The organism is Arthrobacter sp. PvP103, from assembly GCF_017833075.1.
In the GTDB taxonomy this organism is placed as follows: domain Bacteria; phylum Actinomycetota; class Actinomycetes; order Actinomycetales; family Micrococcaceae; genus Arthrobacter.
This window is the reverse complement of sequence record NZ_JAFIBQ010000001.1, coordinates 4,198,027-4,219,639: the sequence shown is the minus strand read 5'-3', so window position 1 is coordinate 4,219,639 and position 21,613 is coordinate 4,198,027. Positions and strand designations below refer to the sequence as shown.

The following is a 21,613-nucleotide window of genomic DNA, read 5'->3' as shown; positions in this document are numbered from 1 at the left end:
CCGTACCGGGATCGGCAATCGTGCGCCTATGTCACCTCGACGCAGCTACCATCTTAGGCCAGCCGCCTGGCCAGTGCGCCCACTGAATTGATGAGCTCATCAAAGCACTGCTTCGGATTGTTCGACGTCACAATCCGGGCGTTCGGCGGCAGCCCCCACAGTCCGCGGTAATCGGCGACGGTGGTGCCCATCAGCAGCGCGGATCCGGTCTCGACGTCAACCGTTGCCAGCCGGGCGGTGTATTCCGTCCGGCCCACGGCCACACAGGCAGCGAAGGCGTCGTGCACGTGGGCCACGAAGCCCTGCTCGTAGAGCCGGTGGAACTCCATGTAGAAGCGGATGGCATCGGACAGGCACGCCACCAGGGGGTTGCCGGAGCTGCTGCGGAGTCCCTCCGGCTGGTCCGGAAGGACGAGTTCCGGACCAGTGCCGGCGGCTTCGGCCAGTCGCTGCAGGTGTTCGGGCCGCATCTCGATTAGTTCGGTGGTCTCCAGGGCACACACCACCGGCAGCTTGTCCTCCGGGAGGCCCCGGTAGGCGGCAAAGACTTCCTTCGCGGCATGCGGATCGACCGAGACGTTCCACTCTGCCGTCGGGGTGGTGTTGCCCTGGTAGTAGAAGCAACCGCCCATGATCACCAGCCCCTTGAGCAACTGCGGCAGTTCCGGTTCCCGGCGGAGGGCGAGGGCGAAGTTGGTCAGCGGGCCGGTGATAAGGCCCGTGATCTCGCCCGGGTGCTTGCGCACCTCGTCCACCCAGACGTCCACGGCGTGCCGCTCCGAGATTTGTTGCGCGGGCACCGGCAGCTCGGCGTAGCCGATTCCCTGCGGTCCGTGGGTTTCCTCCGTGGTGACCAGCGGGATCTCGAGCGGCACTTCGGCCCCGATCGCCACTTCGACTCCTGATGTGCCGCACAACTCGAGCAGGGCAAGGTTGTTCAGTGCCACCTGGCGCGCGCCCACGTTTCCGGCGGTGCAGGTGATGGCCTGCAGCCGGACGTCGGGGCGGGACAGGAGGTAGACCAGGGCCAGGGCATCGTCGATCCCGGTGTCCACGTCCATCAGGACCGAATGCATCAGAAAAGTGCCACCTTGGGCGTGCGGGGGAAGATCTCATCCAGCTCGGCGCGTTCGTCCGCGTCGGGCACCCAGGCCACAGCGGCAGCATTTTCACGGATCTGTTCCGGCCTGGTGGCGCCCGCGATCACGCTGCTGACCGACGGCTGGGCCGCCAGCCAGGAGAACGCCACCTGGATCTCACTGAGGTTCCGCTCGGCGGCAAACTTGCTGAACTTGTCCAGCTGCTCCCAGTCGGCGTCATTGACCAGGTTGGTGCGCGTGTGGCTGAGGCGGGAGCCTTCCGGAGCCTTGCCCGGCGCGTATTTTCCGGTCAGCAGCCCGTTGGCCAGAGGGAAGTACGGCAGCACTCCCAGGCCGTAAGCTTCGGCGGCAGGCGTGACTTCGAGTTCAGCGCGGCGGTCCAGCAGGTTGTAGTGGTTCTGGGTGGAGATGAACCGGGCGCCTCCACGGGCGCGGGCCACAAATTCTGCCTCGGCGATCTGCCAGCCGGCCCGGTTGGAGTGGCCGATATAGCGGACCTTCCCGCTGGTCACCAGGTCGTCGAGGGCGGCAAGGGTCTCGTCGATGGGGGTCAGCGGATCCGGGGTATGGAACTGGTAGAGGTCGATCCAGTCGGTGCCCAGCCGGCGCAGTGACGCTTCGGCTGCCTGGACGATGTAGCGGCGCGACCCGCGGGCACCGAAGTCCTTGCCGTTGGCTCCGCGCATGTCCATGCCGAATTTCGTGGCGACAATTGCGTCCCCGCGCCGGCCGGCCAGGGCCTTGCCGAGCATGGTTTCACTGACGCCGGGCTCCCTGCCGTAGGTGTCCGCGACGTCAAAGAGCGTAATACCCGCGTCCAGGGCGGCATGAACGACGGCGTCTGTCCCCTCCTGCGACTCCGTCACGGTATTGGCCCGGCCCAGGTTGTTGCAGCCGAGTCCCACCACAGAGACGGTCAAACCGGAATTTCCAAGGCGTCGGTATTCAGTCATGAAATCAGCCTATAACGGCCGCGACGAAGGTCCGGACGCCCTCTTGCCCGGGCAGTCAAAGGCAGCGCCAGGGTCAGGAAGACTGGTCAGGCAACAGGGAACTCGAGTCCGTGCTCGTCCATGGCGTCCTCAAGCTGGGCCATGGTCTTAACGCCCATTCCGTGCAATTTCAACAGTTCCCGTTGACCGAACTGGACCACCTGTTCCAGCGTTTCCAGTCCGGCATGGGCCATGGCCCGGCGGGCAGGCGCGCCGATTCCGCGGGGAATCGGGGTGTGGCCTGGTTGAACGGATTTTGGCGCCATAACGGATGCCTCCCAGTGAGTCGGTTGCCCCCTCTTAGAGAGTAAAGCCCGAAGCCGGTTTCGGCGAGTGCTTGAGCTTAAACGCTGCCGGATCTCCGAACGGTGCCGCCGCGATGCTGAGTTTCGTGAAGTCCAGGTCCTCGCCGCGGATGCAGACCTTGATCGCGTTGACAGCTTTGTTGACGTCCGGGCACAGGCAGAAGATATTGAGTTTGGCGTCGCTGAATTCACTTCGTTCCACGGTGCCGAGGCCGCGCCAGGCGAGGTGGCTGATGAGGGCGTCCTTGGCTTTTTCTTCCAGGTAGCGGTCACGGTCCGTGCCGTCCTTGGTCTTCAGGGCGTACTGCGCCACCACCCAGAACTGGTCTTCGTCGGCAAGCTCGGCATAGCCGTCCTCGGCGCACTGCACCGCGAAAGCGTCCATGAGGCCCTCTGCGGCCGCAGCGTCGGCAACATCCGTTTCGTCCGTCTTGCTCTGGTGCCCCACCACGCCGTGATTCATCACGAACTGGCTGTAGTCCTCATCGAACCAGGCCTCCCGGAACAGCAGGACCCCTTCGTCGTCGCGTTTGTAGACCCTGATAATTCCGCTCATGCCCGTCCTCTCCTGAACCACTCGGCGTCTGTGCCGTCGAACGGTGCCTGCTGCGCCTTAACGGCCTGGTAAAGCTGTTCTGTCTCCGCGAGCATGCGGTCCACGAGGTCCCGGGGGTACTTCATGCTCACCTGGTGTTCCGCGAATTCGTCCTCGTCGTCGATGTACACACCGCGGGTCACGGACCGGATCACGTCCAGGTCCATGTCAATGACGTGGAATTCCATGGTGCCGGGCCGGATGCCGTTCCAGCCGTGGCCCACGGCGAGGTCCACGTACACCCGGAAGTCCCCCGGGTAGGTGTCGTCGTAGAACGTGGCCACGTAGTCGCCCGTCCGGGGAACGAGGAGGACGGCATCGGACCTGGCATGGAAGGCTGCCCCGGGCCGTGAAATGAAGGACCCCTTGGGCTGGAAGATCCACCAGCCGTGGACGTCCTCGCCGAGGTAGTTCCCGGGTACCACCCAGTGGGCGCCGCCGTCCCATTTACGGTTCCGCGCCACCACCAGGTCTCCCGGTTTGAGGCTCTCCGGGGGTGTGGCCTCGTGCAAAATCACAGTTTCGGCAGGCTGCCCGTAGTCGGGTGTTCCTGGCCGGGCAGGGGACGGGCGAAAGGCACCTTCGTCCCCAATACCTGCGCAACGACGTCGTGCGTGATCTGGCGGGCGGTCAGTCCGACACGTTCCAGAACCTGCGCACGGGTGCCGTGGTCCAGGAACTCCACGGGCAGCCCCACTTCGTTAAGGGCGGTGTCCACCCCGGCGGCGCGCATTTCCTGGCGGATGCGGGACCCCACTCCGCCGGCCCGCACGCCGTCTTCGATGCAGATGACCAGCCGGTGGCGGGCAGCCAGCGCAATAATGGATTTCCGGACCGGCAACAGCCAGCGGGGGTCCACTACGGTGGAGCTGATGCCTTGGGCTCCCAGGCGGTTGGAAACGTCCAGGGCGAGTTCGGACATGGCGCCGACGCTCACGATCAGCACGTCGTTTTCGCTGGAGCCGGCAGGGCGGCGGGCCAGCACATCCACGCCGTCGCTGAGGCGCTCCAGGGCTTCCACTTCGGCGCCCACGTTGCCCTTGGAATACCGGACTACGGTGGGCGCGTCCTCGATGGCCACGGCCTCGCGGAGCTCCTCGCGGAGCCGGGTTGCGTCCCGGGGGGCAGCCAGGTGGAGGCCGGGCACAATCTGCACCATGGCCATGTCCCACATGCCGTGGTGGCTGGCGCCATCAGGACCGGTGACGCCGGCGCGGTCCAGGACGATGGTGACGCCGGCCTTGTGCAGCGCCACGTCCATGAGCAGCTGGTCGAAGGCACGGTTCAGGAACGTCGCATAGACGGCGACCACGGGGTGGAGCCCGCCGAAAGCCATGCCCGCGGCCGAGGTGAGCGCGTGCTGTTCGGCAATGCCGACGTCGAAGACGCGTTCCGGGTGCCGTGCGGCAAACTTGTGCAGGCCCACGGGAATGAGCATGGCACCGGTGATGCCCACGATGTCCTTACGCTCATCGGCGATGGCTGCGATTTCGTCGGCGAAAACGGACGTCCACGATTGGGCGCCGCCCGCCTCGGTGGGCACGCCGGTTTCGGGATCAATGATGCCCACGGCATGGAACTGGTCAGCTTCGTGGGCGCGTGCCGGCGCGTAGCCGTGGCCCTTTTCCGTCATTGCGTGCACGATGACCGGGCCGGCGTAATTCTTCGCGGTGGAGAGTGCGTGCTCCATGGCCTGGAGGTTGTGCCCGTCCACAGGGCCGATGTATTTCATGCCGAGGTCCTCGAACATGCCCTGCGGCGCCCACCAGTCCTTGATGCCCTTCTTCATGGCATGCAGGCTGCGGTACGTAAACTGGCCCACTGGTCCGCCGTTTTGGAGCTTCCGCTTCCACCAGTCAAGGGTGCCCTCGTAGGCCGGGGCCGCACGGAATGAATCGATGGTCGGGCGCAGCGATGCGAGATAGTCGGCGAAGCCGCCCACAGTGGGGGCATAGGACCGGCCGTTGTCGTTCACGACAATGACCACGCGGCGGCGTTTGTCCGCAGCGATGTTGTTGATCGCTTCCCAGGCCATACCGCCGGTCAGCGCCCCGTCGCCCACCACGGCAATGACATAACGGTCGCCGTCGCCGGTCAACTGCCGGGCGCGCGAGATGCCGTCGGCCCAGGAAAGCGATGAGGAGGCATGGGAGCTTTCCACGATGTCGTGCTCGGACTCTCCACGGTCCGGATAGCCGGACATGCCGCCTTCCTGCCGGAGGGTGCTGAAGTCCTGGCGTCCGGTGAGGAGCTTGTGGACATAGGACTGGTGCCCGGTGTCAAAGACAATGCTGTCGCGGGGGGAATCAAAAATACGGTGCACGGCCATGGTCAGTTCCACAACGCCGAGGTTCGGTCCGAGGTGGCCACCCGTCTGTGACACGTTGCCGATCAGGAAACTCCTGACCTCCGCAGCCAGCTGGGACAGCTGTTCTTCGGTCAACTTGCTCAGGTCCTGCGGATTCCGGATGGTGTCCAAAATTCCCAACGGGGCCTCCTTCGGGTGGTAGACATGCCTTTTAACTCTAACGCCTCGAAAGCGGGCCGGACGCAGGGACCGGCCGCCCGCAACGCAAAAGCCCCGGCCTGTCAGTGACAGGCCGGGGCTTTAGGCGGTGCCGGTTGTGACCTTCGCCGCTAGTTGCCGGAGATCTGGCGCAGCACGTACTGCAGGATGCCGCCGTTGCGGTAGTAGTCCGCTTCGCCCGGGGTATCGATGCGGAGGACCGCATCGAAGGACTTGGCGGAGCCGTCTTCAGCCGTGGCCGTGACCTTGAGGGTCTTCGGAGTGGTGCCTTCGTTGAGGGCGGTGACGCCCTCGACTGCGAAGGTTTCCGTGCCCGTCAGGCCCAGGGTTGCGGCAGATTCGCCGGCCGGGTACTGCAGCGGCAGGACGCCCATTCCGATCAGGTTGGAGCGGTGGATGCGTTCGTAGCTTTCAGCCACCACAGCCTTGACGCCCAGGAGCGCGGTTCCCTTCGCTGCCCAGTCACGGGACGAGCCGGAGCCGTATTCCTTGCCAGCCAGGACCACCAGCGGGGTGCCGGCTGCCTGGTAGTTCTGGGCAGCGTCGTAAACGTACGCCTGGGGACCGTCCGCCTGGGTGAAGTCGCGGGTGAAGCCACCCTCGACGCCGTCGAGCAGCTGGTTCTTGATGCGGATGTTCGCGAAGGTGCCGCGGATCATGACTTCGTGGTTGCCACGGCGCGAACCGTAGGAGTTGAAGTCCTTGCGCTCCACGCCGTTTGCCAGCAGGTACTGGCCTGCAGGGGTGTCCGACTTGAAGGAACCGGCCGGGGAGATGTGGTCGGTGGTGACGGAATCGCCGAGCTTGAGCAGCACGCGGGCACCGGTGATGTCCGTGACGGGCTCAGGCTTGGCCTTCATGCCTTCGAAGTACGGGGGCTTCCGGACATACGTGGACTTCTCGTCCCAGGCGAAGGTGTCGCCGGCCGGGGTGGAGAGGGCCTTCCAGCGGTCATCGCCGTCGAAGACGCCCTCGTAGCCGCGGGCAAACATTTCCTTGTCGATCGACGAGTCGATGACCTGCTGGACTTCAACCGGGTTCGGCCAGATGTCCTTCAGGAAGACGTCGTTGCCTGCTTCGTCCTGTCCGAGCGCATCCGTGTCGAAGTCGAAGTCCATGGTTCCGGCCAGGGCGTAGGCGATGACCAGCGGCGGGGAGGCCAGGTAGTTCATCTTCACGTCCGGGTTGATCCGGCCTTCGAAGTTGCGGTTGCCGGACAGCACGGCGGTGACGGAAAGGTCGTTGGCCTGGATAGCCTCGGAGATTTCAGCGTCCAGCGGGCCCGAGTTGCCGATGCAGGTGGCGCAGCCGTAGCCCACGATGTAGAAGCCGAGCTTCTCCAGGTACGGAGTGAGGCCGGACTTCTCGTAGTAGTCGGTGACCACCTTGGAGCCAGGGGCAACGGAGGTCTTGACCCACGGCTTAGCTGCCAGGCCCTTGTCCACGGCGTTGCGTGCCAGCAGTGCTGCGGCGAGCATCACGGAGGGGTTGGACGTGTTGGTGCAGGACGTGATCGAGGCGATGGAAACCGCGCCGTGGTCCAGTTCGAACTCGCGGCCGTCCGCGGTGACAACGTGCACCGGGGTGGACGGACGCCCGTGGGCGCCGTTGGCGGCGGACTCAACCCTTGCCGTTTCCGTGGTGTGGGAATCAGCGTGGGTGAACGAGGGCGGATCGGAGGCCGGGAAAGACTCTTCCAGGGACTCGTCCACGCTGCCGTCTTCGATGCTCACGTAGTTGTGGATGTCCTTGCGGAACTGCTCCTTGGCATCCGTGAGCTCGATGCGGTCCTGCGGGCGCTTCGGGCCGGAGATCGACGGAACAACGGTCGACAGATCCAGCTCGAGGTACTCGGAGAACTTGATCTCCTTGGAAGGATCGTGCCACAGGCCCTGTTCCTTCGCGTAGGACTCCACGAGGGCCACGTTCTCTTCCGAGCGGCCTGTGAGGCGCAGGTAGTCAAGGGTGACGTCGTCGATCGGGAACATGGCGGCCGTGGAGCCAAACTCCGGGCTCATGTTGCCGATGGTGGCGCGGTTGGCCAGCGGCACTGCGGCCACACCTTCGCCGTAGAATTCCACGAACTTGCCCACAACACCGTGCTTGCGCAGCTGCTCGGTGATGGTGAGGACGACGTCGGTTGCGGTAGCACCGGCCGGGATGGATCCGGTCAGCTTGAAGCCTACGACGCGCGGGATCAGCATGGACACGGGCTGGCCCAGCATTGCCGCCTCGGCTTCAATGCCGCCGACGCCCCAGCCCAGCACGCCCAGGCCGTTGACCATGGTGGTGTGCGAGTCGGTGCCGACGCAGGTGTCCGGGTATGCCCGGACGACGCCGTCAACTTCGCGGGTCATCACGGTGCGGGCCAGGTACTCGATGTTGACCTGGTGGACGATACCGGTTCCCGGCGGGACGACCTTGAAGTCGTCGAACGCGGTCTGGCCCCAGCGGAGGAACTGGTAACGCTCCCCGTTCCGCTGGTATTCGATCTCCATGTTGCGCTCCAGTGCGCCGGAGTTGCCGAATGCGTCGATCTGCACCGAGTGGTCGATCACCATTTCGGCGGGTGCCAGCGGGTTGACCCGCTTGGGGTCGCCGCCGAGTTCCTTGACGGCCTCACGCATGGTGGCGAGGTCCACTACGCAGGGCACGCCAGTGAAGTCCTGCATGATCACGCGCGCCGGCGTGAACTGGATTTCAGTGTCGGGCTCGGCGTTGGGATCCCAGCCGGCCAGTGCTCGGACGTGATCGGCCGTAATGTTGGCGCCGTCCTCGGTCCTCAACAGGTTTTCAAGCAATACCTTGAGGCTGAACGGAAGGTTTTCTGCACCTTCAACGGAGTTCAACCGGAAAATTTCGTATTCGGTACCGGCTACATTAAGTTTGCCTTTTGAACCGAAGCTGTCCACAATGCTCATCGCAGGACTCCTCTCGCAACAGTTTCATCTTTGTCGCGCGGTAGACCGCTTGCTAGTTAGGTCATCCTAATTAGTACAAGGTCATACAAAAGAGCATGGGGTCAGCCGAGAATTCGGCGCGCGACGTGGGACTACTACGCCCATCCTAGTCACATCATGCCGGGGGCGTCAGCAACGCCACTGTCTCCATGTGGTGGGTGTGCGGGTACAGGTCGAATGCCCGCAGCCCCGCGAGCTGCCAGCCTCCCTGCCGGAAGTACCCCAGGTCCCGGGCGAACGACGCCGGATCGCAGGACACGTAGGCGATGGCCCGGGGACCGGCCGCCATCAGCTGGCTGACCACTGCCTTGCCCGCGCCGGCGCGGGGCGGGTCCAGCACCAGGGCATCGAAGTTACGTGGCTTCTGGCGCAGGACCCGTTCCACGCGTCCTTGCACAATTTCCACCTGCGGTGCCCCGTGCAGGTTCTTCCGCGCGTCCCGGCTGGTGCCGGGGGCACCCTCAACGGACAGCACGGAGCCGGTCACGCCAACGGCGTCCGCAAGCGCTGCGGTGAATAGCCCCGCCCCGGCATACAGGTCCGCAACCACCGCGCCCGGCTCCAGGTACCCGCCGTCGTGCAGGAATCCCTTCACCGCCCCGACTAGTGTCTCCGGAGCATCCCGGTGGATCTGCCAGAAGCCCTCCCCCGTGACCCGGAACTCGTGCCCGGCGGCCGACTCCTGCACCCAGGTGCGGCCCCGCAGCTGCAGCGCCTCGCCCTTGGCCGGATCGAAGCTCGCCACCGAGACCTCGTCGGGAAGCTGCGCGAGGATCCCGCTAAGGCGCTTCGCGCGGGTCCCTTCGGCCGGTGCCAGCAGGACCAGCGGGCGCGAGCCGTTGGCTGGCGCGGCCACTTCAACGCGTTCGACGCCCGTGAGGTCGATGTCCCAAAGCCTGAGGTCGTTGATGGCGGACACGGCCAATGGCATCTCGCGGATGGCAATGACCTGGTCGGACCTGTGCGCGTGCATGCCCAGCTTCCCGGCGGGTGTCACGGCAAAGCTGGCCCGCGTGCGCCAGCCCAGCCCGGGCGCACCGGGGCTGTGGTCGCCTGCGGCGGCGGCCGCGCCGACAGCTTCCACCTCCGTGACGCGTTCGACGCCGGCGAGCCGCTTCAGCTGTTCGGCCAGGACGTCAGCCTTGAGGCTGCGCTGACGTCCAAGGGATACGTGGCCCAGCTCGGCTCCGCCCACCGGAGGGTGCCCGTGCGACCATGCCCGAAGCGAATCCGCCACATGCCAGAAATGGGGCATACGGTCGGGCGATGCTTCGAGCACTTCCACAACATCCGCTCGCCAAAATTTGGAGTCCTCGCCGGCATCCGTCAGACGGATCCGGACCTTCTCGCCCGGGATGGCGTGGCGGACAAACACCACACGGCCCTCGTGGCGGGCAACGCAGTGCCCGCCGTGGGCGATGGGCCCGATATCCACCACAAGTTCGGTATGCGTGCGGGTCTGGGTCTCGGGGTTCATTGGATATCCTGCAATTTCTTGGCTTCTTCGGACGATTTCAGTTGCCACGGCACGCTGGCCACCATGACTCCCGGCTCGAAATGGAGGCGGGTTTTGATCCGCAGGGCGGTCTGGTTATGGACCAGCTGTTCCCACCATTTGCCCACCACGTACTCGGGGATGTAGACCACGATCAGGTCCCGGGGCGAATCCCGCCGCATGTTCTTCACGTATTCCATGATGGGGGTCACCGTTTCGCGGTACGGGCTGGCGAGCACCGTCAGCGGCACCGGAATTTCCAGTTTCTCCCAGTCGGCCAGGGTGTGCGCGGTCTCTTCGGAGTTGATGTCCACCGTGATGGCATCAAGCCGGGAGGGCCGCGACGCCCGGGCGTAGGCGAGTGCCCGCAGAACGGGTTTGCGGACGTGGGAAACCAGCAGCACGGCGTGGACCCGTGACGGCAGGGCGCGGGGCGAGGAATCCTCATCCACGGCCAGTTCCTTGGCCACGTTGTCGTAGTGCGCGCGGATGCTCCACATGATGAGGAAGAGCACGAACATCGCCAGCAGGGCGATCCAGGCCCCCTGTTCGAACTTGGTGATCAGCACGATCACCAGGACCAGAGCCGTCATGCCGAAGCCGATCGTATTGATGATGCGGGACTTGAGCATGCGCAGCTTGACGGCGGGGTCCCTGGCGAGCTTCAGCTCCCGGCCCCAGTGCCGGATCATGCCGAGCTGGCTCATCGTGAACGAGATGAAGACTCCGACGATGTACAGCTGGATGAGCTTGGTGACGTCGGCGTTGAACGACAGGATGAGCACGAGGGCGCCTGCGGCGAGGGCCAGGACGCCGTTGCTGAACGCCAGCCGGTCCCCGCGGGTGCGCAGCTGGCGCGGCAGGTAGCCGTCCTGGGCCAGGATCGAGCCCAGTACCGGAAAGCCGTTGAACGCCGTGTTGGAGGCAAAGACCAGGATCACGCCGGTTGCTGCAACGACGATGTAGAACAGCACTGAGCCGGGTCCGAAGATGGTCTGGGCTATCTGGCTGATGGCCGGGCTTTGGATGTAGTTTTCCGGGAGCGGCTGCCCGTTGAGCAGGAATTCCGTGGCGGGGTCCAGAACGATGTGCACCTTCGTGGCGTTCGCCAGGTAGATGATGCCGGCCAGCATGGAGGCGGCGATGACGCCGAGCAGAAGCAGGGTGGTCGCGGCGTTCTTGCTCTTCGGTTTCTGGAAATTGGGGACGCCGTTGCTGATGGCTTCCACCCCGGTCAGGGCGGCTGCGCCCGAGGAGAACGCCCGCAGCAACAGGAACGCCCCGGCCAGTCCCACCAGACCTTCGTCGAATCCGGCGGCCGGAACAATCGTGAAGTCGGCGGACGGCGCCTTTCCTAACTGGCCGGTGAGGGCCTGGAAGACGCCGACGGCAGTCATCCCGAGAATGGAGGCCATGAAAATGTACGTGGGGACAGCGAAGACGCTTCCCGCTTCCTTGATGCCGCGCAGGTTCACCAACGCCAAAATGATGACGCCCACGGTGGCAATCAATGCCTGCTGGCCGTGCAGCGCCGGGACCGCGGTGGTGAGGTAGGTTGCAGCGGACGACATGGAGACGGCAACCGTGAGTACATAGTCCACCAACAATGCGGACGCGACTGTCAGTCCCGCGTACTTGCCCAGGTTTTCGTTGGCGATCTCGTAGTCGCCGCCGCCGGAGGGGTAAGCGTGGACGTTCTGCCGGTAGGACGCGACGACGGTCAACAGCACTACCATGACGGCCAGCCCCACCCAGGGTGAAAACGCCACGGCGCTCACACCCGCCAGGGCCAGGGTCAGGAGGATTTCGTCGGGCGCATAGGCCACCGAGGACAGGGCGTCGGAGGCGAAGACCGGAAGCGCGATCCGCTTTGGCAGCAAGGTATGGGCCAGCCGGTCATTGCGGAATGGCCGTCCCACGAGAACCCGTTTCACGGCATTCAATATTGTCAGCACTCCACAAAGCTAGTCTGATTCGGACGCGATGTCATGACAGCATCCGGCTGTTGGCTCCGCGGTTGCCCGCGGGGCCGCACGCGGGATCTGCCGGACACCGGAACGGGCAGCCCGGACGGCCGGTAGAGTCTTACGGAGCAACAGGAAAAAGACTGAGGAGGCACGGGTGGCGCACTTCGTGATCATGGGTTGTGGCCGCGTGGGAGCAACGCTGGCGCACACCCTCGAGGATGCGGGCCATTCGGTGGCCATCATCGACCAGGACGACCGTGCCTTTCGCAGGCTCCGCACCGGTTTTTCCGGCCGGAAGGTCACCGGAGTCGGGTTCGACCGGGAAACCCTGAAACAGGCCGGCGTCAGCGAGGCCTACGCCTTCGCAGCAGTGTCCAGCGGAGACAACTCGAACATCCTGGCCACGCGGGTTGCCCGCGAAACGTTCCATGTCCCCCACGTCGTAGCCCGGATCTACGACCCCGGCCGCGCCGAGATCTACCAGCGCCTGGGCATACCGACGGTGGCGGCAGTGCGCTGGAGCGCCGACCAGGTGCTGCGCCGGATCCTCCCCGAGCAGCACCTCGCCGGAGACTTCCGTGAGCCTTCCGGGCGGCTGGTCCTCGCCGAAATCGACCTCGATCCGTCCTGGATCGGGCACTCAGTGGCCGAAATCGAGAAGGTCGCCGGCATCCGGATCGCCTACCTGACCAGGTTCGGCGAGGGGATGCTGCCCGGCCCCGGCACCTCCTACCAGGAGGGCGACACTGTCCATGCCATGCTGCGGGTGGACCGCAGCGCCGAGGTAGGCCACATTCTTGCCAAAGAACCACCCAAGGAGCAGTAAGTGAAAGTCGTCATCGTCGGGGCAGGGAGCGTCGGTTCCTCGATCGCCCGTGAGCTTCTTTCCCACAAACACGAAATCCTGCTGATCGACCTGAAGCCGGAGGTGATCGGCCGCAGCGGGCTGCGCGGCGCGCATTGGCTGGTGGGCGATGCCTGCGAACTGAGCACCCTCCAGGACGCCAAGCTCGACGACGCCGACGTCGTGGTTTCGGCCACGGGAGACGACAAGGTCAACCTGGTGGTGTCCCTGCTGGCAAAGACCGAGTTCGGCGTCGGACGCACGGTGGGACGCGTCAACAACCCCAAGAACGACTGGATGTTCAACGACTCCTGGGGCGTCGACGTCGCGGTCAACACACCGCAGCTCATGACCGCCCTCGTTGAGGAAGCCGTGGAAATCGGTGACCTCGTCCGGCTGCTGACCCTGCAGACCGGGGTTTCGTCCCTCGTCGAGTTCACCGTGCCCCATGACTCCCACGTCATCGGAGTCACCGTGGGAGACATTGACTGGCCCGAGGATTCCACGCTGGTGGCGATCCTCCGCGACCAGGCCCCCATCACGCCCAGCCGGGATGACGTGCTCGACGGCGGTGACGAACTCTTCTTCGTCACCACCATCGCTGCCGAAGACGGTCTCAGGGCGCTACTGTCCCCCGAACGGCAGCTGGACCGGGAAGCGGACCTTCTGGAAGGGCAGGAGGACGGCCAGCCCGTCCGCGAGCAGGAGCAGCAGGCCCCCGAGGACGACGGTTTTGACGGCTAGATCCGACGGCTAAGGCAGCGGCGGAGGTCCGGGCTGCGGACGTGCGCCCGGGTCCGCCGGCGCCTGGGGCTCCACCGGAACTGCCGGCCTGGTGATGAGCCATGCCACCCAGATCCCCAGGATGTACAGCGGGGCACCCATGATGAGCCTGGTGGTGGCGAGGCCGGCCAGTCCCTGTTCGCCGAGGAGGTACAGCGGCACCTGGACCAGCAGCCGCAGGGCCAGGACACCCACGATCACCCACGTGCCCAGGCGGTAGGCCCTGACGCGGGCCGGGTCCTTGCGCCAGTCCAGGCCCTCGTTCCGGATAAAACCGAACAGCAGGCCTGCGACGGGCCAGCGGAGCGCGATGGACACCACCATTCCGGCAATGTAGGCCGCATTGGTGAAGAACCCCGGAACGTAAAAGTCCTGTGCCTTACCGGTGGTGTTCGCGAGCCAGGCGGAAATTCCGACGCCGGCGATCCCAGCCAGCGCCTGTGTCAGCGGCCGCCGTTGGACGAGGCGGGCAACAGTGAATGCGGCGGCCGCAGCGAGCGCACTTATCAAGGACAGGGTGAGCTCGCGGGTGATGGTGAACGCCACGAGGAAGACGAGTCCAGGGACGATGCTCTCCGCGATGCCCTGGACGCCGCCTGCGCTCTTGACTACGTCGATGCTGCCGTCCTTGGACCGGTGCAGGCCGGCCTTCACGGCGTAGCCTTCTGCAAGGTCGGCCACGGAAGGCGGTTCCGGGGTGGGCCGCGGCTTGCCCGGGCCCGCAGCGGGGTCCGGGTTCTCGGACGTCGTCATTCGTTCTCCTGGCGGGACAGTATTTCGTAGCGGGGATTGAACATCGTGGGGAGGCCGTCGCGCACTGTGAGCATGCCTTCGAGCCGGAGTTCGCAGCCCGGGTCGACGCCGGGTACCCGCCGCCGGCCCAGCCACACGACCCGCAGCCGGTCGCGCCGGCCCGATCCGCCGGGCTTACGGGCCGACGGCGGTTCCGCGGCAACCGGGGCAAGTCCGCCCTTGGTGCGCGGGAGGTCATGGTCCGTGACGATCGCGGTGAACGTGGCAATCTGGGCGGCCGGAACGTACGTGACGGACTCTATGAAGCCGCGGCACAGCACCCGTCCACGGTCCGGCAATCCACTAATGGAAAGTTCGGGCCGGGGATATTCGCCGGCCGGATCAGCCAATCTGGGTGATCTCCGGTCCGCGCTCGGGCTGCTCGAATTCCGGTGCGCCCTGCTGCGGTGCAGGAGCGGAATCCTTCGGCAGGCGGAGCTGGAGCAGGTCGCGCGGGGGCATCGGGCTCTCGCCCCGGACCACGACGATCTGCCGGAACAGGGATTCAAGGTTCGCGGCGGCGTCGCGGTCCAAGGCAGCTTCGCCGCCCAATACGCCGCGGAGGAACCAGCGGGGACCGTCGACGCCGATGAAGCGGGCTACGCGGTAGCCGCCCGCGCCGTCGGCGGTTCCTGCCGGAAGCTTAGCCACGAGTTCGGTGCCGAAAACACCGGGGATCTCTTCGACCTGACCGCCCTGGCTTCCCACGGACTGCCCGATCTGTTCACGGATCTCGTCCCAGAGTCCCTCGGTGCGCGGGGCAGCGAAGGCCTGGAGCTGGAGGCTCGAACCGTCAAGGTCCATAGTGACGGCGACGACCCGCTGCGTGGCTTCCTCAATCTCGAGCCGCAGCTGGAGGCCTTCCCGCGGTGCAATCAGCAGGGCGCCGAGGTCCACGTAGCCGTCGGTGCTGTCGATTTCCGAGACGTCAAAAGGTCCCGTGGCTTTCCGGCCGGTGTTCTCCTCAGCGGAGTCTGCAGTTTCCAGGCTTTCCCCGGGCTCTGCTGCCTGGTCCTTCTTGGCCTTCTTGCCACGCCCAAAAACCATCGGGTTGTCTCCTTAGTTGTGATCTTGTCCCGCCGTACCACCTGGGCCGCGCGGTAAGCCATGCAGCACCGGCACAGCCGGGCGGCTCGCGGCGGCTAGGCCTGAGGTGTAGCGACGCCGCCGGCCACACCGAATCCGCCGGTGGAACCGAAGCCGCCGTCACCGCGGACCGAGTCGCTCAATTCCGCAACGGCCACAAACTGTGCGTACTCCACGCGCTGAATGACCATCTGTGCAATTCTATCGCCGCGACGAAGCTCAATGGACTTCTCCCGGTCCGTGTTCAGCAGCGTCACGGCGATCTCTCCGCGGTATCCGGCATCGACCGTTCCGGGGGCGTTGACCACTGTCAGTCCGTGCTTGGTGGCGAGCCCGGAACGCGGGTGGATAAGTGCGACGAAACCGTTCGGCAGGGCGATCGAGACTCCGGTGGGCACCAGCCGGCGTTCACCCGGTTCGAGGACCACATCCTCGCGGGCCCGCAAGTCGGCTCCGGCGTCGCCGGGATGGGCGTAGGACGGGGCTTCGAGGCCGGCGTCAAGCATTTTCAGCTGTACGGACAGCGTGGGCGATCCGTAGGCGGCGGCGCTGCCTTCCGGGGAGTCCGACGGCAAAGTACTCACGGCTGCAGTTTCTTCAGTCACAGTCATTCACTCTAACGCCAGCGGCGCGTCGGGGCCTAGCCGCGGCTGGCGCCGTCGGGCACCCGGCCAAGGTGAAATACCCCGGGAAAAGTGGAAAGCTGGGCCTATGCCGGAATCTAGTGCAGCTGTGCCTGCCCCCAACAGCACACCCCGCGGAACAACCGTTGTATACAGCGAGAAGCTCCGCCCCAGTCCGTGGATCTGGCTGGTGGCGGCCGGGCTGTCCGGCGCCGGAATCCTTGTTTTCGCCCCGATCAGCATGACGGCCGGCATCACGGCGGCGCTGGTGCTGTTCGCCATCATCACGGTGCTGCTGGTCCTGTCCACGCCCTCCATCACGGTGACGGCGGACACGCTGCAGGTGGGACGGGCCACTATCGAGCGTCGCTATGTAGGCAGTGTGACCCCTTTTAGCGGGAAGGACGCGACGGCTGAGCGCGGCCCGCGCCTGAACGGACTGGCATACCTATGCATCCGCGGCTGGGTGGACCCGGTGGTGAGGATCGAGATCACCGATCCTTCCGATCCGACTCCCTACTGGCTGGCTTCCACACGGCGCCCGGCGCAACTGGCGGCCGCACTGACCAAGGCTTGAGGACAACCCCGGCTGTCAGCCCTCGCAATCCTTACAGAACAGCAGGCCGTCCTTTTCCCGGGCGATCTGTGAGCGGTGACGGACCAGGAAGCATGACGAGCAGGTGAATTCATCCGCCTGGGCGGGCAGGACGCGTACCAGGAGTTCCTCGCCGGACAGGTCCGCACCCGGCAGTTCGTAGCCTTCGGCCAGGTCGGATTCGTCTTCATCCACTACCGCCGTCGGTTTGTCCGCGCGCCTGGTCTTCAATTCCTCGATGGAATCCTCGTTCAGTTCCTCTTCTGACTTCCGCGGCGCATCGTAATCTGTCGCCATTAGTTTCTGTTCACACTCCGCTTTGTTCGGTGGGTTCGCCGGTTCGGGGGTACTGCGCTTCGGGAGCGTTGGCTCCCGCTGGGTGGTCCGCGGTCCGGTTCACCGATGTAAACGCCGGGTGGCCTGGTTTTGTGCCCGGCTCAGGCGCCCATTTTTCCCCAGGCGGTCCTTGAAAGCGAGAGCTTCCTCGGTGGATTCCCGGCGAACGCCTGATCAGGACGGAACGCAGGCAGGCCAGGGGCACAGGAAACCCCGGAAAGTCGCGGAATATCGCGGCGCGCCCTCTCCCCTCCCCGGAAAAGCTACTGCCGGGTGGCAGAGTTTCGAATGTCAGTAATGCCAGGGTGGAGGATTTGTATGCAGGATCTACGGCTTGTAGGCGTCCACGACGACGGAGAGCATCTCCTGTTGAGCGGCACCGGCGGCGAGATGTTCCAGCTGCCGATCGACGAAGCTCTCCGGCTCGCGGCCAGCCGCTCTCCGGCGAAAGTTGCCGCTTCGGTGGCGCCCGTCGCCATGTCCCCGCGGGACATCCAGGCGCGCATCAGAGGCGGTGCAACGGCCGCCGACGTATCAGAACTCTCAGGCATTCCCCTGGCCAAGGTCCAGCGTTATGAGGGCCCTGTGCTGGCTGAACGCGACTACGTGGCACAGCAGGCCAGAAAAATCGAAGTGGCCTCGCCGGCACCGGGCCACGACGTCTACCGCTCCGCCTTCGGGGACAACCCCGCCACGCTCGGTGACATGGTGGCTCACCGGCTCAACGCCCACGGCATCGAGTCCTCCACCGTCGAATGGGACTCCTGGCGGCGCCCGGACGGTACGTGGACAGTGGTTGCCCGCTTCGAGACCAATCCCGGCCGACACACCGGCATCGGCGAGGAACCGCCGGCCATGTGGACGTTCAGTCCTGCGCGCAAGTCGCTGCAAAACGCCAACCGCTGGGCGCAGCAGCTCAGCGAGCTGGAACCGCTCGACGGCCCGGTACCTGCCCGCCGCCTGTCAGCGGTTTCCGATCGCCCGTTCGACTTTGAGACGGACGCAGAGGCAGCGGCCGCACGGACGGCGTCCGGCCAGCCCGGAAAGGACCCGGACGGCCTGCTCGACATGCTGCGGTCACGCCGCGGCCAACGGCTGGGCGTAGACGAAGACGGCGACGACGCCTTGGCTATGCTCCTCACCAACGGTGTTCCGGCGGCCCATCCGCGTCCGTCCGAAGTAGCTGGCGAACCCGAGGCAGACGAGAGTGCGGCCGGGGCGGAAAGCGGCGAAGAAGCCGCTGCACCTGCCGCCCAGGGAGATTCTTTCACCCGCAAGCGTGAGATGCGAGCCTCCATGCTGTCCCGCCTGAGCCTGGCTCCCCGGCACACCGGCGACGACGATGAACGGCTGAAACTCCACGACGGCGTCAGCACGGAAACCCGTGAAATCACCATCGTGGCCTCACCGCTGCGCCCGGTGACAGGTCCGGACGAACAGACCGCCGAAGAGTCCGGCAGCATGCCGGAAGCACCCGGCGGCCCGCAGCGCGATGAAGCCCCCGGCGCAGAATCCGCTCCCGTGAGGGAAACGGCGCCCGCCCGACAGTCCGGCTGGAACCGCGAATCCGCGCCGAACGTGGGCCTGGATGAACTGCTGGGAGGCGGGAGCCCCCGCCGCTCCCGTGAGGATGCACCGGCCGCCGCCAGGAATGACGCAGCCCGGAGTGACACTGCGAGGAACGACGCCGCCCGGAACGACCGGGAAGCCGATCAGCCGGAACGGCAGCCCTCAAAGCCCAAACGCTCCAGCGTGCCCAGCTGGGATGAAATAGTTTTCGGCGCACGCGGCGACTAAGCCGTTCCGCCCTGCCTGAGACCGCATAGGGCCTTATGGCACCTTCCCGCCAGCCGAGTTTCCATGAGACTGGAGAACGGAAGGTAGGAGGCCTCATCGTGACCGTTCTCATCGCTTACGCGAGCGCGATGGGTTCCACCCGGGAGATCGCTCAACGGGTGGCGACCCGAATGGCGGCGGGACTCGGCGAGGTTGAGTGCCTGTCCGTGGAGGAAGTCGGGTCTGTCGCCGGCTACAAGGCTGTCGTCGTCGGAAGCGCCATCCACAACCAGGCGTGGCTCCCCCCTGCTGCATCCTTCCTCGCACGCCATGCGCCCGAGCTGGCCAAACGACCCGTGTGGGCCTTCAGCGTGGGGATGGCGGATGCCCTGCCGAAACCGTTCCGCAAGCGGGGTGCGGCGCTACAACAGGCACGTCTGGCCGGAGTTCTCTCACGGGACATTCCGTTTCGGGGCCACAGACTCTTCTCCGGCGTCTACGAGGCCGCCCAGATGCCGGCACTGCTACGGCTGGTGTTCCGGCTCACCGGCGGCCGATTCGGGGATTTGCGGGACTGGGCGGCTGTGGACGCCTGGACGGATGAGATCACTGACCAACTCAAAAAACCTGCCCGGTGAAGGCCGTCTTCGCAACTGTGGGGCCGGCGTCGGGGATCCACCCATAGTGCCTTCCCGGTCTCACGGGCGAAGGCACGGAAGGCAAATCCGGTGTGTGCTGATGACCGCGGACATCGATGAAGCCGTGCTCATTGACTCCATCCTGGCCGGCGCGTGGGGGTGCCTGTCCAAAGAGGACGGGAGCAGTGGACAGCTCGGGCTGGTCCGCCGGGCGCCCGATCAGCCAGGAGATGCTGCCTGCTTCCGAGGCACTGCCGTGCTTGGTCAGCTGTGCCGGGTTTCCCCGGAGCCGTGCCACAGGCAGGCGTCCACCTCGAACGGCAGCAACTGGTCCTGCTGGGCCATGACATTGGCTCCGTGGGCCGTGACCCGCCGCATGAAATGCCGCCGGCACAACGTCTCGTAGCCGACTACGGGGGCGTGATCCGCTGAGGCGGAGGCCGGGTCTCCGGCCATGTCGACGTCGCCCACCACCACTTGCGCCCCTTCGGTCACCATGACGCCGTCAACGGTGCGCGCGTTATGGGTGGCGCGGCGTCCGCACCAGCACAAGGCTTCCACCTGCAGGACCTGGACACGGTCCGCGAGCTCAATAAGCCGCTGCGATCCCGGAAAGAGCCGGGTGCGGAAGTCCGCGCTGATTCCGAACGCAAACACATCGACGTCGATCTCGTCCACAATCCGGGCCAGCTGTTCCACCTGCAGCGGGGAGTAGAACTGGGCTTCGTCACAGATGAGGTAGTCCACCCGGAGGCCGCGGGTGCGGCGCTCAATGACCTCGTCCCAGAAATCCGTGGTGTCCAGGACCTCCACGCAGTCCGTCTCCAGTCCGAGCCGGCTGGAGATCCTTGCCCCGCCTGCCCGGTCGTTGCGGCTGAACCGGACACCGCCGCGTCCGCGGGCCCGGTGGTTGTGATCCATCTGCAGGGCCAGGGTGGATTTTCCGCAGTCCATGGTGCCGGAGAAGAAGACAAGTTCAGCCACGCGCTCCCTTTCTGCCTTGGGCCTGGAAACAAAGAAGCGGAACCTCTCGCTCCGCTTTGGTCAGCGACCCGTGCTGCCCAACAACGTCCAACGCGGCAGCACGCACGCGGCGGGTGTCGTAGAACGCCAGGGCATCCCGGGCGGCGATCATAACGTCTCCGATGCGCGCGCTGACCTCCGGCCTGACATCGCCGAACAGCCCGGCGGCGACGGCCTCGTCCCGGGTGAACGCCCAGATCCTGTCGCCGAACCGATCCCGCCACGATTCGATCAGCCTGGCCCGGTCCTGTTCACCGGCGTCCGGCTCTAGGTACAGGTGGACCATGCGCGGCTCCCCCGCTGTGTGCCGGACTCCGGCGATGAGGGCCGGCTCGGACGAATAGTCGAGGCGCTGTGATTCAGGGACGTCGAGCATGCCGTGATCCGCCGTCAGCAGGACCGTGGTTCCCGGCGGAAGGGTTGCGTTCAGCCGCTTCACGGTGGCGTCGAGTTCTTCAAGCTGGTGTTCCCACTGGGCCGACTGGCACCCGTAACGGTGCCCGGCTTTGTCCAGGTCGTTGACGTAGAAGTACATCAGTGAGCTGTCGGCGGCAAGCATGGCGTCCGCCGCCGCGGCAGTCCGTGCGTGCGGGGTGGCGGCGGCGATGAAGCGGCCTCCCCGCAGCGCGGCCTGCGTCATGGGCGACGCGCCGAACTGCGGAAGGCTGATGGTGGTCACATCGGTGTGGGCGGCCGCGCGCTCGAACACCGTGGGAAACGGCTGCCATTCGCGGGGGTCCACGCCCGCATCCCAGTTGCCCAGCATGTTGACCACTTTGTCCTGCCCGGGATCGAGGACGTCATAGCCCACCATTCCGTGCTGGCCGGCCGGGAGCCCCGTCCCGAAACTGGCGAGCGAGGACGCCGTGGTGGAGGGAAAAGCGGAGTCCAGCGCCACCGGAACGGAGCCCTGGCCCTGCTGCATCACGGACCGGAGGAATGGGGTGTGCGCCGACTTCTGCTTGAGCAGGCTCCGGCCCAGGCCATCGGCCAGGACCACGCACACCCGCTTGGCTGCAGGCAGTTTCAACCGGTTCTCGAAACCCTCGATCCCGAGGCTGGCTGCCGCGCTGGTGAGGACCTCGGCGATGGAGCGCTGGCCGAAGGCAGGCGCCGGGGGCATCAGCGACGGTACGGAGGTGCCTTCAACGATGGCTACGGCTGACGGTTCGGAGT

21 protein-coding genes are annotated in these 21,613 nt (G+C 65.8%); 5 read left to right on the top strand and 16 right to left on the bottom strand.

What is annotated here, in order from left to right:
* Positions 1-53: 53 nt before the first annotated feature.
* The 9 genes from JOE41_RS19235 to JOE41_RS19195 all read right to left on the bottom strand — a co-directional run bounded on the left by JOE41_RS19235 (position 54) and on the right by JOE41_RS19195 (position 11,929).
* Complete coding sequence (locus JOE41_RS19235; protein WP_209753257.1) at positions 54-1,076, bottom strand: nucleoside hydrolase; 1,023 nt, start codon at positions 1,074-1,076, stop codon at positions 54-56.
* Complete coding sequence (locus JOE41_RS19230) at positions 1,076-2,053, bottom strand: aldo/keto reductase (RefSeq protein WP_209753256.1); 978 nt, start codon at positions 2,051-2,053, stop codon at positions 1,076-1,078. The genes JOE41_RS19235 and JOE41_RS19230 overlap by 1 nt, the downstream gene beginning before the upstream one ends.
* Positions 2,054-2,139: 86 nt before the next feature.
* A complete protein-coding gene (locus JOE41_RS19225) occupies positions 2,140-2,358 on the bottom strand; it encodes a hypothetical protein (RefSeq protein ID WP_011691508.1) in 219 nt (72 codons plus the stop codon).
* A 34-nt stretch (positions 2,359-2,392) separates the two neighbouring features.
* On the bottom strand, positions 2,393-2,953 hold the full coding sequence (locus JOE41_RS19220; protein ID WP_011691507.1) for a hypothetical protein: 561 nt from the start codon (positions 2,951-2,953) through the stop codon (positions 2,393-2,395).
* Positions 2,950-3,504, bottom strand: a complete 555-nt coding sequence (locus JOE41_RS19215; RefSeq protein WP_043430545.1) for a DUF402 domain-containing protein — start codon at positions 3,502-3,504, stop codon at positions 2,950-2,952. Before JOE41_RS19215 ends, JOE41_RS19220 begins: the two co-directional genes overlap by 4 nt.
* A gap of 2 nt (positions 3,505-3,506) precedes the next feature.
* Positions 3,507-5,480, bottom strand: coding sequence for a 1-deoxy-D-xylulose-5-phosphate synthase (gene dxs, locus JOE41_RS19210; protein WP_011691505.1), 1,974 nt, complete (start codon positions 5,478-5,480; stop codon positions 3,507-3,509).
* A 149-nt stretch (positions 5,481-5,629) separates the two neighbouring features.
* Positions 5,630-8,440 (bottom strand): aconitate hydratase AcnA, encoded by a 2,811-nt coding sequence (gene acnA / locus JOE41_RS19205; protein ID WP_011691504.1) that lies wholly within the window; start codon positions 8,438-8,440, stop codon positions 5,630-5,632.
* A gap of 154 nt (positions 8,441-8,594) precedes the next feature.
* A complete protein-coding gene (locus JOE41_RS19200; protein WP_209753255.1) occupies positions 8,595-9,956 on the bottom strand; it encodes a class I SAM-dependent RNA methyltransferase in 1,362 nt (453 codons plus the stop codon).
* Complete coding sequence (locus JOE41_RS19195; RefSeq protein WP_043429654.1) at positions 9,953-11,929, bottom strand: APC family permease; 1,977 nt, start codon at positions 11,927-11,929, stop codon at positions 9,953-9,955. Before JOE41_RS19195 ends, JOE41_RS19200 begins: the two co-directional genes overlap by 4 nt.
* Positions 11,930-12,095: 166 nt before the next feature.
* Here JOE41_RS19195 and JOE41_RS19190 point away from each other — a divergent pair, with 166 nt between their 5' ends.
* The gene (locus JOE41_RS19190; RefSeq protein WP_011691501.1) at positions 12,096-12,767 is read left to right on the top strand and encodes a TrkA family potassium uptake protein; all 672 of its coding nucleotides are present in this window, start codon (positions 12,096-12,098) and stop codon (positions 12,765-12,767) included.
* Positions 12,768-13,529 (top strand): TrkA family potassium uptake protein, encoded by a 762-nt coding sequence (locus JOE41_RS19185; protein WP_011691500.1) that lies wholly within the window; start codon positions 12,768-12,770, stop codon positions 13,527-13,529.
* 9 nt (positions 13,530-13,538) lie between these two features.
* Here JOE41_RS19185 and JOE41_RS19180 read toward each other — a convergent pair whose 3' ends face one another.
* The 4 genes from JOE41_RS19180 to dut all read right to left on the bottom strand — a co-directional run bounded on the left by JOE41_RS19180 (position 13,539) and on the right by dut (position 16,051).
* The gene (locus tag JOE41_RS19180) at positions 13,539-14,321 is read right to left on the bottom strand and encodes a DUF3159 domain-containing protein (RefSeq protein ID WP_209753254.1); all 783 of its coding nucleotides are present in this window, start codon (positions 14,319-14,321) and stop codon (positions 13,539-13,541) included.
* Positions 14,318-14,710, bottom strand: a complete 393-nt coding sequence (locus tag JOE41_RS19175; RefSeq protein WP_011691498.1) for a hypothetical protein — start codon at positions 14,708-14,710, stop codon at positions 14,318-14,320. Before JOE41_RS19175 ends, JOE41_RS19180 begins: the two co-directional genes overlap by 4 nt.
* Positions 14,703-15,407, bottom strand: a complete 705-nt coding sequence (locus JOE41_RS19170; protein ID WP_209753253.1) for a DUF3710 domain-containing protein — start codon at positions 15,405-15,407, stop codon at positions 14,703-14,705. The genes JOE41_RS19175 and JOE41_RS19170 overlap by 8 nt, the downstream gene beginning before the upstream one ends.
* Positions 15,408-15,502: 95 nt before the next feature.
* Positions 15,503-16,051: a dUTP diphosphatase gene (dut, locus tag JOE41_RS19165; RefSeq protein ID WP_011691496.1), complete on the bottom strand. Its 549-nt coding sequence runs from the start codon at positions 16,049-16,051 to the stop codon at positions 15,503-15,505.
* A 106-nt stretch (positions 16,052-16,157) separates the two neighbouring features.
* Here dut and JOE41_RS19160 point away from each other — a divergent pair, with 106 nt between their 5' ends.
* Complete coding sequence (locus JOE41_RS19160) at positions 16,158-16,646, top strand: DUF3093 domain-containing protein (RefSeq protein ID WP_011691495.1); 489 nt, start codon at positions 16,158-16,160, stop codon at positions 16,644-16,646.
* A gap of 15 nt (positions 16,647-16,661) precedes the next feature.
* Here JOE41_RS19160 and JOE41_RS19155 read toward each other — a convergent pair whose 3' ends face one another.
* The gene (locus tag JOE41_RS19155) at positions 16,662-16,961 is read right to left on the bottom strand and encodes a DUF4193 domain-containing protein (protein ID WP_011691494.1); all 300 of its coding nucleotides are present in this window, start codon (positions 16,959-16,961) and stop codon (positions 16,662-16,664) included.
* Positions 16,962-17,318: 357 nt separating this feature from the next.
* Between JOE41_RS19155 and sepH the strand changes: the two genes are divergently transcribed.
* Together sepH and JOE41_RS19145 are read left to right on the top strand one after the other, a co-directional pair.
* A complete protein-coding gene (sepH, locus tag JOE41_RS19150; protein ID WP_209753252.1) occupies positions 17,319-18,797 on the top strand; it encodes a septation protein SepH in 1,479 nt (492 codons plus the stop codon).
* Positions 18,798-18,895: 98 nt separating this feature from the next.
* Positions 18,896-19,414, top strand: coding sequence for a flavodoxin domain-containing protein (locus tag JOE41_RS19145; protein WP_307800721.1), 519 nt, complete (start codon positions 18,896-18,898; stop codon positions 19,412-19,414).
* Positions 19,415-19,678: 264 nt separating this feature from the next.
* On the opposite strand, the gene JOE41_RS19140 is transcribed toward JOE41_RS19145, so the two are convergent.
* Both JOE41_RS19140 and JOE41_RS19135 read right to left on the bottom strand, forming a co-directional pair.
* Positions 19,679-20,398 (bottom strand): thymidine kinase, encoded by a 720-nt coding sequence (locus JOE41_RS19140; protein WP_011691491.1) that lies wholly within the window; start codon positions 20,396-20,398, stop codon positions 19,679-19,681.
* Positions 20,391-21,560 (bottom strand): alkaline phosphatase family protein, encoded by a 1,170-nt coding sequence (locus JOE41_RS19135; RefSeq protein WP_232223648.1) that lies wholly within the window; start codon positions 21,558-21,560, stop codon positions 20,391-20,393. The genes JOE41_RS19140 and JOE41_RS19135 overlap by 8 nt, the downstream gene beginning before the upstream one ends.
* Positions 21,561-21,613 lie beyond the last annotated feature (53 nt).

What these genes read in the sequence shown, in the direction of transcription:
- JOE41_RS19170 (WP_209753253.1), bottom strand. Translation starts at nt 15,407, where the DNA reads ATGGTTTTTGGGCGTGGCAAGAAGGCCAAGAAGGACCAGGCAGCAGAG.
- sepH (WP_209753252.1), top strand. Translation starts at nt 17,319, where the DNA reads ATGCAGGATCTACGGCTTGTAGGCGTCCACGACGACGGAGAGCATCTC.
- acnA (WP_011691504.1), bottom strand. Translation starts at nt 8,440, where the DNA reads ATGAGCATTGTGGACAGCTTCGGTTCAAAAGGCAAACTTAATGTAGCC.
- JOE41_RS19180 (WP_209753254.1), bottom strand. Translation starts at nt 14,321, where the DNA reads ATGACGACGTCCGAGAACCCGGACCCCGCTGCGGGCCCGGGCAAGCCG.
- JOE41_RS19235 (WP_209753257.1), bottom strand. Translation starts at nt 1,076, where the DNA reads ATGCATTCGGTCCTGATGGACGTGGACACCGGGATCGACGATGCCCTG.
- JOE41_RS19225 (WP_011691508.1), bottom strand. Translation starts at nt 2,358, where the DNA reads ATGGCGCCAAAATCCGTTCAACCAGGCCACACCCCGATTCCCCGCGGA.
- JOE41_RS19155 (WP_011691494.1), bottom strand. Translation starts at nt 16,961, where the DNA reads ATGGCGACAGATTACGATGCGCCGCGGAAGTCAGAAGAGGAACTGAAC.
- JOE41_RS19230 (WP_209753256.1), bottom strand. Translation starts at nt 2,053, where the DNA reads ATGACTGAATACCGACGCCTTGGAAATTCCGGTTTGACCGTCTCTGTG.
- JOE41_RS19200 (WP_209753255.1), bottom strand. Translation starts at nt 9,956, where the DNA reads ATGAACCCCGAGACCCAGACCCGCACGCATACCGAACTTGTGGTGGAT.
- JOE41_RS19160 (WP_011691495.1), top strand. Translation starts at nt 16,158, where the DNA reads ATGCCGGAATCTAGTGCAGCTGTGCCTGCCCCCAACAGCACACCCCGC.
- JOE41_RS19135 (WP_232223648.1), bottom strand. Translation starts at nt 21,560, where the DNA reads ATGCCCCCGGCGCCTGCCTTCGGCCAGCGCTCCATCGCCGAGGTCCTC.
- JOE41_RS19220 (WP_011691507.1), bottom strand. Translation starts at nt 2,953, where the DNA reads ATGAGCGGAATTATCAGGGTCTACAAACGCGACGACGAAGGGGTCCTG.